General features: G+C 60.7%; 10 protein-coding genes. 7 read left to right on the plus strand and 3 right to left on the minus strand.

Translation table 11 applies throughout. The annotated features are described in order from the left end of the window. Positions 1 to 84: 84 nt before the first annotated feature. The gene (locus tag AB3X86_RS18570; protein ID WP_368597119.1) at positions 85 to 498 is read left to right on the plus strand and encodes a hypothetical protein; all 414 of its coding nucleotides are present in this window, start codon (positions 85 to 87) and stop codon (positions 496 to 498) included. Here the strand turns inward: AB3X86_RS18570 and AB3X86_RS18575 are convergent. Further along, entirely contained in the window at positions 487 to 2,016 is a 1,530-nt protein-coding gene (locus AB3X86_RS18575; RefSeq protein ID WP_368597120.1) for a CHAD domain-containing protein, read from the minus strand. The genes AB3X86_RS18570 and AB3X86_RS18575 overlap by 12 nt on opposite strands. Before the next feature lie 626 nt (positions 2,017 to 2,642). Here AB3X86_RS18575 and AB3X86_RS18580 point away from each other — a divergent pair. The 4 genes from AB3X86_RS18580 to AB3X86_RS18595 all read left to right on the plus strand — a co-directional run bounded on the left by AB3X86_RS18580 (position 2,643) and on the right by AB3X86_RS18595 (position 5,409). Next, complete coding sequence (locus AB3X86_RS18580) at positions 2,643 to 3,146, plus strand: STM2901 family protein (protein ID WP_368597121.1); 504 nt, start codon at positions 2,643 to 2,645, stop codon at positions 3,144 to 3,146. After that, on the plus strand, positions 3,118 to 3,507 hold the full coding sequence (locus AB3X86_RS18585; RefSeq protein WP_368597122.1) for a DUF1493 family protein: 390 nt from the start codon (positions 3,118 to 3,120) through the stop codon (positions 3,505 to 3,507). Before AB3X86_RS18580 ends, AB3X86_RS18585 begins: the two co-directional genes overlap by 29 nt. A 264-nt stretch (positions 3,508 to 3,771) precedes the next feature. Continuing rightward, entirely contained in the window at positions 3,772 to 4,329 is a 558-nt protein-coding gene (locus tag AB3X86_RS18590; protein WP_368597123.1) for a TetR/AcrR family transcriptional regulator, read from the plus strand. Positions 4,330 to 4,464: 135 nt separating this feature from the next. Then, positions 4,465 to 5,409 carry an alpha/beta fold hydrolase gene (locus tag AB3X86_RS18595; RefSeq protein ID WP_368597124.1) on the plus strand — a complete coding sequence of 315 codons (945 nt, stop codon included), beginning with the start codon at positions 4,465 to 4,467 and terminating at the stop codon, positions 5,407 to 5,409. Positions 5,410 to 5,451: 42 nt separating this feature from the next. Here AB3X86_RS18595 and AB3X86_RS18600 read toward each other — a convergent pair whose 3' ends face one another. Next, complete coding sequence (locus AB3X86_RS18600; protein ID WP_368597125.1) at positions 5,452 to 6,243, minus strand: DUF2182 domain-containing protein; 792 nt, start codon at positions 6,241 to 6,243, stop codon at positions 5,452 to 5,454. Positions 6,244 to 6,245: 2 nt separating this feature from the next. Beyond that, positions 6,246 to 6,848: a DUF1326 domain-containing protein gene (locus tag AB3X86_RS18605; protein WP_368597126.1), complete on the minus strand. Its 603-nt coding sequence runs from the start codon at positions 6,846 to 6,848 to the stop codon at positions 6,246 to 6,248. Positions 6,849 to 7,184: 336 nt separating this feature from the next. On the opposite strand from AB3X86_RS18605, the gene acnB reads away from it, so the two are divergent. Next, complete coding sequence (gene acnB / locus AB3X86_RS18610) at positions 7,185 to 9,770, plus strand: bifunctional aconitate hydratase 2/2-methylisocitrate dehydratase (RefSeq protein ID WP_368597127.1); 2,586 nt, start codon at positions 7,185 to 7,187, stop codon at positions 9,768 to 9,770. Between the two features lie 940 nt (positions 9,771 to 10,710). Beyond that, entirely contained in the window at positions 10,711 to 13,464 is a 2,754-nt protein-coding gene (gene mgtA, locus AB3X86_RS18615) for a magnesium-translocating P-type ATPase (protein WP_368597128.1), read from the plus strand. Positions 13,465 to 13,552: the final 88 nt, after the last annotated feature.

Consider the following 13,552-nt stretch of genomic DNA (forward strand, 5'->3'; position numbering starts at 1 on the left):
GCCACGGCGCTCAGGTACGCTACGGCGCGCTCGCGATGTACCATTTCCGCGTGGAGTCTCACGCCGGACATCGTGGAGTACATCATGGGAAGCGCATGGAAACGCCGCTTCAAACTGCTTGTCCAGCGTTTCTGGCAGCCAACCAGCGCGTGCATGACCTGTATGCCGGGGAGCTGGGGCAACGTCATGAGCCTCACGCACTGGGCGATCGCATTCAAGACCGGGCTGCTCACCGGTGTGCTCGCGCTGCTGCTCACCTTCACGCCGGCGGCGAAGTGGTACGGGAATCGCTATAGCAACGCACTGCTCGTCGGTTGCCTGACCGCCATCGGCGATGCCTACTCTCATCTGAGCCACTACCGCTTTCACGCTCTCGAACACATCGCGACGGGGATCATGTCCGGCCTGTTTGCGCTCGCTGCGTCGTACCTGTTCGAGGATCGCGCGCGCCGCGTGCGCGCGGTATGGGCGCGTTTGTTCCGACAATCAGTGCGGTGACGAAAGCAGCTTGAAGCGCTTCCACAGCTTCTTCAATGTCCGATGATCGGCAGCGACCCGTGACGCGAGAAAGCCGCGTGCGAAGGCCGCGCCCGAGGCGGCCTCGGGCGCCGTCGTCAGCAGCGACTTCAGCAGCTGATCGGCGACAACTGCATCGTTGCGCCAGCCGAGATCATCCTGAAGCGCGGTGAGCGCTTCGACATAGTGGCGGACGACCCGCCGCGGGCATAACGACGCGAAGAACTCGGTGGCGTATCGAACCTTCTTCGCCGCGATGCGGGCGCGGTGACGGCTGTGATCGTCGAGATCGGCCAAACCCTTGCCACGTTTGATCAGTTTCTTGTGCCGACGGCGCAGAACATCGGCGGCGAACGGCTTCACTGGGCTGCCGATCACGTCGCGCTGTTCGTCGGACATCTCATCTCGCCAACCCTTGCGGCTCAACCAGAGCGCCAACTGGAGCGCGAGCCGCGTATAGCGAACCGATTCGACCGCGGCCGCCGCGCGCTGCCGGTTGTCGACGGCATTCTGCTCGCAGGCCTCTCTGACGGGGCGGATCTCGTCCGTATTGCCGTCGGCGCCGGCATGTTCGAGCGTCGATGCCGCGAGCACTTCCCAGTCGCGCGCGGCGCCGAGTTCCGAGGCAATCCAGCGCAACTCATCGTCGAAGCCGGGAGCGGCGGGGATCACCTTCGCAAACAGGTCGAGAGCCGAACGCAAGCGGCGAAGCCCCACGCGCATCTGATGGACGCTCGATGGATCGTGGCCCGACACGACGCCCAGTTCATTCGCGTGGACCTGGTCCAGACAGTTGCGCACAATGACGCAGAAAGCATCCTCGATCGAGTCGCGCTTGTCCAGTTGCACCGGTTGCGCTTTCACCGCCACTCTGTGCTCGGCTACCAGCAGTGCATACCCGATATCGGCCTTGCTGCGACGATCGATATGTAGTGGCACGGTTTCGAGCATTTCCAGCGCGACGCGGTACAGCATGTCCGGATCGCCCTGTTTCAATTCCAGTTCCACGGCGGCGATCTGCACCGAGCCCGACTCCGCCTCGATGGTTCCTTCGTCGAGCGCAAGCTCGAGCTCGTCTCCGGACGGCTGGCGCAGCTCAAACGCCGAGCGATTGATCCGCGTGACGAACATTGGCTTCAGTTGGGCGGGAACGGTCTCGTCGCGAATCAGCTTCCCGCAGTCGCTGTCGTTGGGGATCTGGTCGCACAGCAGCTTCAGATCGGGCGTGTCGCTATTCACGGGCATCTCGAACTCGTCCCTGTCGAACAGCCCCGCGTTGGCCGATCCTTCGAGCTTCAGCGTCTGGATTTTCTCCTTGCCGACGCTGCGCACGCGCAGCGAAGCCCCGCACCAGTGAAATGAAAACTCGGGCGTATCGAAATAGGTGCTCGTCAGCAGGCGAGGCGCCCCCGCTGTGGCTTCCGATTGTGCAAGTATCGACGCGTTACGCAACTTGCCGAGATCTTCGTTCGCAACGCGCAGCTTCAGCTCCCGTTCCATGCCGCCTCCGAAATGAGCACCATACCGTCAGACTACACCGGATTCGCTGGGCTGCGTCGCAGCCGATCGTCCCAAGTGGCCGCTCCGAACCCGACGTTTCCTGGAGACGGGGTGGGTTAGCAGCGCAAGCAGGCATTCGTGCAAAACTTGTCCACCGTCTTGGCTACCTCTTCCGTGCACAACTTTCGTCGTGCTTAAAACGGTGATGTACGTCGACCCGATACAAGCTCACAACGACAAATAGCGAGTGTTCCCAAAGTAAATCGGGGAAAACGGTATGCGCAACTATGGACCGACATGTTGGAACCGCCAGGCTAACGGCCCGCATTTCTGGTCGACGCCATTCGGGTCGGAATGAGGATGTGCAAATCTTGACAGCATTTTGAAAATTCCCCCGAGCATATAGGGTATGCTGAAAAAGACTCAAGAAACTCCCAGAAGTCGGGCCCAAAAATATTTTTGGAAATGACGATAGAGCACGTTACCCCCAATTCTTCGAAAGAGTATGGAATCATATGCCGCACAGAGTAAAAACGATTCACTCTCATGGCGCGGTAACGACATTAATCGATGTGATGCAACGCGCCACCAGGCGATGCACGTAACGCAAGCGGAGCACCAAACAGGTGAACGAATACGAGCAGCTCATAAGCAATGATTCAACAAAGAAGATCAATACATATATCTATGGCGGAAGGGCCGTCGATAACGAAACACTTTTCATTTGCATCGCAACCGAAGAAGCTTGCAAACACTTTGGAATTAAGGACTACGGTGGTGTGCTGGCAATCGTATTGGTACTTGCTGGACAACCGTTAATTCCAACTCGAGCAAAGCCAATGGGGACAACACGTGGGACATCTATTGCATCGCTGGTCCTTCGCGCACTCGTGAACGTCAATTTCAAAGAAGCAATTCTGCCTACCCTCACCAATCAATCAATGAAGAACTTCAGGTTTTCCATGACGAGAAATCTAGGTGCATTCGTAGGGCGCTGGATTCCGCAGCTAGGTATTACATTAGCAGCTTATGACGTTATAAGGATCGCCGCCTCATCTGTCATGCACTACAATAAACTGGTAAAAAACGAGGATCGTATAAATGATGCCACTACCGGAAGTTTCGGCTGAGCTGGAGGAATTCTTGCGGGAGAAAATCGGAATTCCGCCAAAATTAGCAATAAAGCCATCCAGTTCTTTAGAAGACGATTTTGGCGTCACGGGCGACGATGCGAGCAAGCTCATTAACACGTTCGCAATAACATTTAACGTTCAACCCGGCGATTTCGAATTTCTTAGATATTTTAATATGGAAGGATTCAGCGTTTGGCCATTTTCGATTCTTACCCGGTATCTTCTAAAACTCAGAGGCGTGAAAGACTACAAAAATAAGGAGCCAATTACAGTCGGAATGCTGCAGCGTGCGATTGAGCTAGGCGTGTGGGACAGCCAACGCGTATCGGAAGCGCGAAGCGCGTCGCCCAGGGAGTGACCGCCAATGGGAGTCATTGCGGCCTGCTGTCGATAAGGTCTCACCTCGTGCCATACAGTAAGAATGCCGTACAAAACTCGCCCGAAGGAAGCGCCTCGCCTTAGGGTTTGCACGGCTCGACGCACCCCGAGTTCGCGATTCTCACAACCGTACACACGGGGACATCTTGATTAGGAAATGATCATTTCCTATAATCGCGCCATGACCACACGCCACCATCCTGCCAGACAGCCGCGAGCTCCAGGTCGTCCACGCGAATTCGACATGGACGTCGCGCTGGACGGCGCAATCCGGATTTTTCGCGAACGCGGCTATCAAGGGACGTCTCTTGGCGACCTCGGTGCCGCGATGGGCCTCACGGCCGGCAGTATCTACAAGGCGTTCACCGATAAGCGAGCGGTGTTCCTTGCCGCACTGGAGCGCTACATCCATCTACGAAATGGCCAGTTGCAAAGCCTGCTCGACGCGGAGCAAACCGGCCGCGACAAGGTGCGGGCCGTTCTGCGGTTTTACGCCGAGTCCGCGGTCGGCGACGAGGGCAAGCGGGGCTGTCTCGTAGTCGGAAGCGCAATCGATCTGCTGGCCTTCGATGATGAGGTCGGGGGTCATGTCGCCGCTTCTTTGCAGCGAACGGAGCGTCTGTTGTGCCGTCTGATCCGGCTGGGCCAGACAGACGGTTCGATCGCGTCCGCCGTGGATGCGGACGCTACCGGCCGCGCCCTGCTGAGTTTGACGCAAGGTTTGAGGGTCGTCGGCAAAGTTGGGCGGCCCCGGGCGCACATAATGGCGGCGGCGGAGCAGGCCATGCGTCTGCTGGACTAAGCACAGCACGACATAACAGCGCATCGCCTCCGTGTGCTGCTCGCCAAATTAGGAAATGATCATTTCCCAACCTGACCCGCCGATGAGAAACAGCGGTTCAACGATGTAATCACTCAACCCAAAGGAGTCTCGTTCGTGAAAGCACTTCACTCGCCCATGCCATCTGGGAGTTCCGAAATCGTAAGCACGCTGCCAGCATCAAGGCCCGTTCCGGGGTTAGAAGGATTCGAGCACAAGTTCGCGACCGTAGACGGGCTGAGACTGCACTACGTCACCGGTGGAAACCCACAGGGCGATGTGATCGTGTTGCTCGCGGGCTTTCCGCAGAGCTGGTTCGCGTGGCGCAACGTGATGGCGCTGCTTGCAAAGACCTACCGGATCGTCGCACCGGACCTGCCCGGACAAGGTGATTCGGATCGTCCGATGGACGGCTACGACACACAGACCCTTGCGAGCCATGTCCACGGTTTGCTCCGGCAACTCGGAGTGACCCGGTACTTTCTCGCCGGACACGACATTGGAGCGTGGGTGGCTTTTCCGTACGCGGTGATGTTCGCCGACGAGGTCCGTCGCCTCGCGCTGCTGGATGCGGGGATCCCCGGCGTGACGTTGCCCGATGCGTTGCCGACCGCGCCCGAGCGTGCATGGCGTACCTGGCATTTTGCGTTTCACGTCCTACCTGACCTGCCGGAAGTGCTGCTGGCCGGCAGGGAACGCGAATACCTCGACTGGTTTTTGCGGCGAAAGACGGCCAATCCCGATACTTTCACTGAAGCCGATATCGATGAATATTTGCGCATTCTGAAGAAAGACGGCGGCTTACGCGCCGGCCTTGCGTATTACCGCGCCGCGCACGTGTCCGCCCGACAGAACGCGGAATTGAAGCAGCGAGGCATGCTCGATTTGCCACTGCTGACGCTCGGCTCCGATCAAGGGTCCATCGCCGATATGGCGACCCCTCTGCGAACGTTTTTCACCGACGTCCAAGGCCGCACCATTAGTCACTGCGGGCACTTCATTCCAGAAGAACAACCGCGCGCGGTCGCCGACGAACTCACGGCATTCTTTGGGAGCGCATAGGGTAACGGGGCAGGTGGACGCGGGCCGCCGGGCACGGCTGGCTCAGGCGATGCCGGCGTGCTGAACGACGATCCACGCGGACCACGCAAGCAACGTGACGCCGAGCGGCTTGCCGATGGACCTGCCCCAGCGGAAGTTCTTCTCGGCCGACATGATCCCGCCCAGCGCCAGCATCCAGCCGACGCTGCCGGTGCCGACCGCGAACATCAGCAACATCAGCGCCCAACAGCAGCCGACGCAGAACGCGGCGTGACTGACGCCGAGCACGAAGCTTTCGCGGCGCGCGCTTTTGCCCCGCCAATGCCCGGTGATGAACATCAGCGGCGAGCGGCATTTGTCGAGACATCGATGTTTGAGGCTGCTGAACTGATAGAGGCCCGCGAGCGCGACGATCGCGGCGCCGATCAGCCAGCCGTTAGCAAGCAAGTTCGGAACTTGCCCGGCGACCAGATGGAGCGCCGCGTCGAAGCCGTGCGCGACTACGCCGAACAGCGCCCACGTCGTCGCATAACCGACGATCAGAAGCGCTATCAGCGTGCGCTGGTTTTCGCGCGCGACGGTCATCCGACGAAAAGTGTCGAACAGCGGGAAGGCGCTCGGCAGCATCATCGCCGCGATCATCAGCAGCCATGCGGCGCTGTGCAGCAGCGCCGCGATGGTGACGCTAGCACCGGGCACCTCGCGGCATATCGGGCCGACGAGCGGCAGGTCGGCCCAGCTCGCGTGACGCAGGTAACGCGCATAGGGCCCCGCGTCCCACACCCATAACGCGATCCACGCGCTGCTCGTCAATGCGACGAAGAGCGGCGCGAACAGCCGCGAGCGTGCTTGCATCTTCACGACGCGAAGTTGAACGATCCCTGAATGGCGTTATGTCCGCTCAAGGCTAGGTCGAGATCGAGCTTTTCGTGCCGCAGGCGGAAAGAGTTCGCCTTGCCGACGAAAGCAGGGGAGCCCGGTATCGTCGAAAAGATGCTTTCGACCAGCTTGGTCGGCTCGCCGGTCGGGCCGCGATAGGGCTCCAACTCGGCATCGATTGCTTCGCCGACTTTCATCCTGCCCTTGCCGTCGACGACCGTGTATTCGATCGGGACGCGTTCCACGCACACGACTTCGCCGATCAGCTGCACGAGATCCGCGAGGGGGCCGCCGTGCTCGCCACGGTGCACGCTCACCAGAGCGTCGAATTGCGCGTCGCTCGCGCGCTCGTCGACGAACATCGCGACGCGCCAGCCACCTTTGAGCACATTGCCGGGAATGAATGCCGCGAACGCGATAGTCAGGCCCGACACATCGACGCCGTCGATCGTGCCTTGCTCGTAGTGGTATGCAAGCGCGCTGCGGCAAACGCCGTTGTCGGGATCTTCTCCGATCCAGCACGGACACAGCACCTTGCATTCGCACACTTCGAGGATGCTGCCCATCAGTTGATAGCTCATTTGCGCCTCCGCTGCCGGTTGAATCCGGCCGGGAAGAACATCGCCGGACATCCTCTGTTGTAGGCGTTAAGGGGGCAGTAATCAAAGCATTCGAGCGACGGCGAATGATTGAAACGGCTTACACAATCGGTGCTTTTGCGGTGGCGGGCAGGCGTGCGCACAGCACCCGAAGCGCATCGCGCATCGCGGGTTTTCAGGCCTCAACTCTTATATAAGACATAAGACATTTGACCGTGGAGGGGTATTGCAATTAAAATCGCGATCGAAGCAGTGCCCGGCACAGCTTGGAGTGCCTAAAAAGCCTTTCCCTGAAACGCAAATACCAGCAGGTCCCCCATGCTTGAAAACTTTCGTGCTCACGTGGCCGCACGCGCCGCGCTCGGCATTCCTCCCCTGCCGCTGACGGCTCAGCAGACCGCCGAGCTGGTCGAACTCCTGACCAACCCGCCCGCTGGCGAAGAGCAGACGCTGCTCGACCTGATCACCAATCGCGTGCCCGCCGGCGTGGACGAAGCCGCCCGCGTGAAGGCAGGTTTCCTCGCCGCCGTGGCCAAAGGCGAGACCGCCTGCGCGCTGATCTCGCGCGAGCGCGCCACCGAACTGCTCGGCACGATGCTGGGCGGCTACAACATCCAGCCGCTGATCGAACTGCTGTCCGACGCCGAAGTGGGCACCGTGGCCGCCGACGCGCTGAAGAAGACCCTGCTGATGTTCGACCAGTTCCACGACGTCAAGGAACTGGCCGACAAGGGCAACGCCAACGCGAAGGCCGTGATGCAAAGCTGGGCCGACGCCGAATGGTTCACGAGCCGTCCCGAAGTGCCGCAAAGCCTGACCATCACCGTGTTCAAGGTGACGGGCGAAACCAATACCGACGACCTGTCCCCGGCCCCGGACGCGACCACCCGCCCGGACATCCCGCTGCACGCGCTGGCGATGCTGAAGAACGCGCGCCCCGGCATCACGCCGGAAGAAGACGGCAAGCGCGGCCCGGTCAAGTTCATCGAGTCGCTGAAGGAAAAGGGCCACCTGGTCGCGTACGTGGGCGACGTGGTCGGCACCGGCTCCTCGCGCAAGTCGGCCACCAACTCGGTGCTGTGGTTCACGGGCGAAGACATCCCCTTCATCCCGAACAAGCGCTTCGGCGGCGTGTGCCTCGGCGGCAAGATCGCCCCGATCTTCTACAACACGATGGAAGACGCCGGCGCGCTGCCGATCGAACTCGACGTGTCGAAGATGGAAATGGGCGACGTGGTTGAACTGCGCCCGTACGAAGGCCGTGCGCTGAAGAACGGTGAAGTGATCGCCGAGTTCCAGGTCAAGTCCGACGTGCTGTTCGACGAAGTGCGCGCCGGCGGCCGCATTCCGCTCATCGTCGGCCGCGGCCTGACCGCCAAGGCGCGTGAAGCGCTGGGTCTCGCTCCGTCGACGCTGTTCCGCCTGCCGCAGCAGCCGGCCAACAGCGGCAAGGGCTTCTCGCTGGCGCAGAAGATGGTCGGCCGTGCTTGCGGTCTGCCGGAAGGCCAGGGCGTCCGCCCGGGCACGTACTGCGAACCGAAGATGAGCTCGGTCGGCTCGCAGGACACCACGGGCCCGATGACCCGCGACGAACTGAAGGACCTGGCGTGCCTCGGCTTCTCGGCCGATCTCGTGATGCAGTCGTTCTGCCACACCGCCGCTTATCCGAAGCCGGTGGACGTGAAGACCCACCAGACGCTGCCGAACTTCATCAGCAACCGTGGCGGCATCGCGCTGCGCCCGGGCGACGGCGTGATCCACTCGTGGCTGAACCGCATGCTGCTGCCCGACACCGTGGGCACCGGCGGCGACTCGCACACGCGCTTCCCGATCGGTATCAGCTTCCCGGCAGGTTCGGGTCTGGTCGCCTTCGCGGCCGCCACCGGCACGATGCCGCTGGACATGCCCGAATCGGTGCTGGTCCGCTTCAAGGGCAAGATGCAGCCGGGCGTGACGCTGCGTGATCTCGTCAACGCGATTCCGCTGTACGCGATCAAGCAAGGCATGCTGACGGTTGCCAAGCAAGGCAAGAAGAACATCTTCTCCGGCCGAATTCTCGAAATCGAAGGCCTGCCCGATCTTAAGGTCGAGCAAGCGTTCGAACTGTCGGATGCTTCCGCAGAGCGTTCGGCCGCCGGTTGCACGGTGCACCTGAACAAGGAACCGATCATCGAATACCTGAACAGCAACGTCACGCTGCTGAAGTGGATGATCGCCCAGGGCTACCAGGACCCGCGCAGCCTGCAGCGCCGCATCAAGGCGATGGAGCAGTGGCTGGCCGACCCGCAACTGCTGTCGCCGGATGCCGACGCCGAGTACGCAGCCGTCATCGAGATCGATCTCGCCGACATCCACGAGCCGATCGTGGCTTGCCCGAACGATCCGGACGACGTGAAGACGCTGTCGGACGTGGCGGGTGCCAAGATCGACGAAGTGTTCATCGGCTCGTGCATGACCAACATCGGTCACTTCCGTGCCGCGTCGAAGCTGCTCGAAGGCAAGCGCGACATTCCGGTCAAGCTGTGGGTGGCTCCGCCGACCAAGATGGATCAGAAGCAGCTGACCGAGGAAGGCCACTACGGCGTGTTCGGCACGGCTGGTGCGCGTACCGAAATGCCGGGCTGCTCGCTGTGCATGGGTAACCAGGCCCAGGTGCGCGAAGGTGCGACGGTCATGTCGACCTCGACCCGCAACTTCCCGAACCGCCTCGGCAAGAACACGAACGTGTACCTCGGCTCGGCGGAACTGGCGGCGATCTGCTCGCGTCTGGGCAAGATCCCGACCAGGGAAGAGTACATGGCCGACATGGGCGTGCTCAATGCCAACGGCGACAAGATCTATCAATACATGAACTTCGACCAGATCGAAGACTTCAAGGAAGTTGCCGACACCGTAACGATGTAAGTGTGCTGTCGGGCTACGGCGTGTTGTTCGCGTCGTAGCGCCACGAAATGGCGCCGCGGGCTGAATGTCTGCGGCGCCATTTTTTGTGCGTTGCTATGGGAATCAATAGAACTCGCGCATGGGTTGAGACTCTCTCAAAATTCCCCAAACCATCTCCTCGCAGATTTTCCTTCGGTCTGCTTGACATAGCCTTTCGTGGTGTTTACGATTCGTCCGTTTTCAACGATTGGGGCTAATGCCTTGGAACCCTGTAGTAGTCGATCTTCGAGCAGTTTGACCGCCTGACCGGCAGGACGTCCGCCCCATCAAGCCGCCGTCCCGCCATCAGGCGGGACGGTGCGCGTCGCAGTATTCGTCGCAGTACCCCCCTCGCACCTTCAATTATCGACGCACAAACCGGCGCGATTGCGCTCCTTCGTGCTTCCCGCGTTGCGCACTTCGATTCGCGCAGCGTTGTCCGTTCACGTCCGTACGGTTCTTGTAATCAGTACGGGTCTTGATTGAATAAACGCGCTCGTGCATCTGGCACGAGGAAGGAGCCCCTATGCCCGACGGTGACTCTTGTCCCTTACCTCCACCCACTTTTTCTTCCGCCTGAGCGGAGGCTGCACCGTTTCCCGTCACTCGAGCATTGAGCATTGACGTCATGGTTCAGGCCTTCGGTCAGGCAAACCGGAACGACGCTCCGGGCCATAGCCCGGACGGAGAAACATCATGCACTTCGCTCTTCTTGTATCGAACCTGCCTCATATTCAAGAGGCACGCCCGTACTATGACTCGCTGCTCACTCTGCGTACCGGCGAGCATCAAAACATCACATTGATCGGAAAGTGTTGGGCCGCAGTCCGCGTCCGGTTCCGCTGACTTTCTGCATTAAACATCAACCTTTTTGAGGCCGCGACAGGGGTCGGCTAGCGCTCGCCCCTGCCCGGGATAGTCCATGCAAAAACAACCCTCGCATCATCACGAATCTCGTCTCAGACAGAAGGGATTTCTAAGTGCATCCTCGTCCAGGGATCGCAACAGGATTTCCGCGCAGATTGCCAGCGAAGCCGGCAACAGCATCGAAGCCACCTTGCTGCATACGCAGAGCTCCGTTGACGGCCTGGTCGACGCCGAAGCCGAACAGCGCCTGCGCAGCACGGGTCCGAACGAAGTCGCGCACGACAAGCCGCCACACGCGCTGATCCAGGTGCTGCATGCTTTCTACAACCCGTTTGTGATCGTGCTGCTCGTGCTCGCCGGCATCAGCTATTGCACAGACGTCCACTTTGCCGCGGCAGGAGATCGTGACTGGACCGGCGTGAGCATCCTGCTCACGATGGTCACGGTGAGCAGCCTGCTGCGCTTCTTCCAGGAATACCGGTCGAACAAGGCAGCGGAACGGCTCAAGTCGATGGTGCGGACCACGGCTACCGTCGTACGCCGTGCGTCGAAGGCCGGGAAGTCGGTGAAGCGCGAGATTCCGATGTCCAATCTCGTGGTCGGCGATATCGTTGCGCTGCAAGCGGGCGACATGATTCCCGCCGATATTCGCCTCATCAAGTCGCGCGATCTGTTCATCAGCCAGGCCGCGCTTACGGGCGAAGCACTGCCGGTCGAGAAGTACGACACGCTCGGCGCCGTGATGCAGAAGTCGGCCGATGTCGCCGATGCGGGCCCGGCCGATCCGCTCGAACTGGCGAACGTCTGTTTCATGGGCACCAATGTGGTCAGCGGCACGGCAACGGCAGTTGTCGTCGCGACCGGTGCCGATACTTACTTCGGCGCACTCGCGAAGAACGTGACTAGCCGGAAGCGGATCGAAACGAGCTTCGATCGCGGCGTGAACAGCGTTTCGTGGCTACTGATCCGCTTCATGCTCGTCATGGTGCCCGTCGTATTCCTGATCAACGGGCTGCTCAAAGGTGACTGGCTTTCCGCTCTGACGTTCGCGCTTGCCGTCGCGGTTGGCCTTACGCCGGAAATGCTGCCGATGATCGTTTCGGCGAATCTTGCGAAAGGCGCTGTGGCTATGGCACGACGCAAGGTGGTGGTCAAGCGCCTGAACTCTGTCCAGAACTTCGGCGCGATGGACGTGTTGTGCACCGACAAGACCGGCACTCTCACGCAGGACCGGATCATCCTCGAACATCATCTGGACATCGAGGGCCGCCGCGACGACCATATCCTCGAGCTGGCATGGCTCAACAGCTTCCATCACAGCGGGCAGAAGAATCTGATCGACATTGCGATCGTGAGCCATGCAGAGGCGGCCGGCGTGCCACCCACGCAGGCCCACTTCGCGAAGGTCGACGAACTGCCGTTCGACTTCGTGCGCCGACGTCTGTCCGTGGTCGTCGAGCGCGCCGACGGCAGCCAACTGATGGTATCCAAAGGCGCAGTGGAGGAGATGCTTGCAGCCTGCACGCAGGTGCAGCACGGCGATGTCGTTTGCGAGCTCGACGAGGCCGCGCGCAGTGCGATGATTGCGAGATCGCAGGAATACAACGCGGAAGGCTACCGCGTACTGGTCGTCGCCACGCGCGAAATCTCGCGAGCCGAAGCGAAACTGCAGTACCGGAACGCCGACGAAGAGCGCCTCGTGGTTCGCGGTTTCCTGACCTTTTTCGATCCACCGAAGGACTCTGCCGCAGAAGCGATCCGCGCGCTGAACGAACATGGCGTGACGATCAAGGTACTCACGGGCGACAACCCGATCGTGACGGCGAAGGTCTGCCGGGACGTCGGCCTCGATCCGGGCATCCCGGTGCTAGGGCGCGACGTCGAGCAGATGAACGACGACGAACTCTGTGCGGCGGTCGAGTGCACGACAGTCTTCGCGAAGCTCACGCCGTTGCAGAAGGCCCGCGTGGTCAAGGCTTTGCAGACCAACGACCATACGGTGGGCTTCCTCGGCGACGGCATCAACGACGCGCCCGCGCTGCGCGACGCGGACGTGGGCGTTTCGGTCGACACGGGCACCGACATCGCCAAGGAAACCGCCGACATCATCCTGCTCGAAAAGAGCCTGATGGTGCTCGAAGAAGGCGTCATCAAGGGCCGGGAAACGTTCGGCAATATCCTCAAGTACCTGAACATGACTGCCAGCTCGAACTTCGGCAATGTGTTCTCGTTGCTGGTGGCGAGTGCGTTCCTGCCATGGGAGCCGATGCTCGCGATGCAGTTGCTGGTCCAGAACCTGATCTACGACCTGTCGCAAATGTTCCTGCCCTGGGACAGGATGGACCCTGAATTCCTCAGGAAGCCCCGCAAGTGGGATGCCGGCAACATCAAACGTTTCATGATCTGGCTCGGGCCGACTTCGTCCGTATTCGACATCACGACCTTTTGGCTGATGTGGACGGTGTTCGGCGCCGGCGCCGCTTATTACTCCGATGGCGGCGGCCAGATCATCATGAATTCCGGCTGGTTCATCGAAGGTCTCGTGTCGCAGACGCTGGTCGTGCACATGCTGCGCACGCATCGGATTCCGTTCCTGCAGAGCATGGCAGCACTGCCGGTCACGCTGTCGACGACCATTGCCATTCTCGTTGGCTGCTGGCTGCCGTTCTCGCCATTCGCATCGGCGCTTGGCTTCCAGGCGCTGGATCACCGCTACTGGGGATGGCTCGTCGCGACCATCGCCAGCTACATGCTGCTTACCCAACTCGTCAAGACCGTCTATATCCGGCGCTATGGCCGGTGGTACTGACACGGCGATTCCGCTGACGTCCGGGCGCGTCGGCGGTTGATGCGGGGCGCGGCGGCACCCGCCTGCCCGCCCGTTCCATTCACAACTT

The organism is Paraburkholderia sp. BR14374 (genome assembly GCF_040948685.1).
GTDB classification, from domain to species: Bacteria; Pseudomonadota; Gammaproteobacteria; order Burkholderiales; family Burkholderiaceae; genus Paraburkholderia; species Paraburkholderia youngii.

Bases quoted from the DNA above. Each gene is read 5' to 3' on its own strand.
- AB3X86_RS18570 (WP_368597119.1), top strand. From the start codon at position 85: ATGGGAAGCGCATGGAAACGCCGCTTCAAACTGCTTGTCCAGCGTTTC.
- AB3X86_RS18575 (WP_368597120.1), bottom strand. From the start codon at position 2,016: ATGGAACGGGAGCTGAAGCTGCGCGTTGCGAACGAAGATCTCGGCAAG.
- AB3X86_RS18585 (WP_368597122.1), top strand. From the start codon at position 3,118: ATGATGCCACTACCGGAAGTTTCGGCTGAGCTGGAGGAATTCTTGCGG.
- AB3X86_RS18590 (WP_368597123.1), top strand. From the start codon at position 3,772: ATGGACGTCGCGCTGGACGGCGCAATCCGGATTTTTCGCGAACGCGGC.
- AB3X86_RS18600 (WP_368597125.1), bottom strand. From the start codon at position 6,243: ATGCAAGCACGCTCGCGGCTGTTCGCGCCGCTCTTCGTCGCATTGACG.
- AB3X86_RS18605 (WP_368597126.1), bottom strand. From the start codon at position 6,848: ATGAGCTATCAACTGATGGGCAGCATCCTCGAAGTGTGCGAATGCAAG.
- acnB (WP_368597127.1), top strand. From the start codon at position 7,185: ATGCTTGAAAACTTTCGTGCTCACGTGGCCGCACGCGCCGCGCTCGGC.
- mgtA (WP_368597128.1), top strand. From the start codon at position 10,711: ATGCAAAAACAACCCTCGCATCATCACGAATCTCGTCTCAGACAGAAG.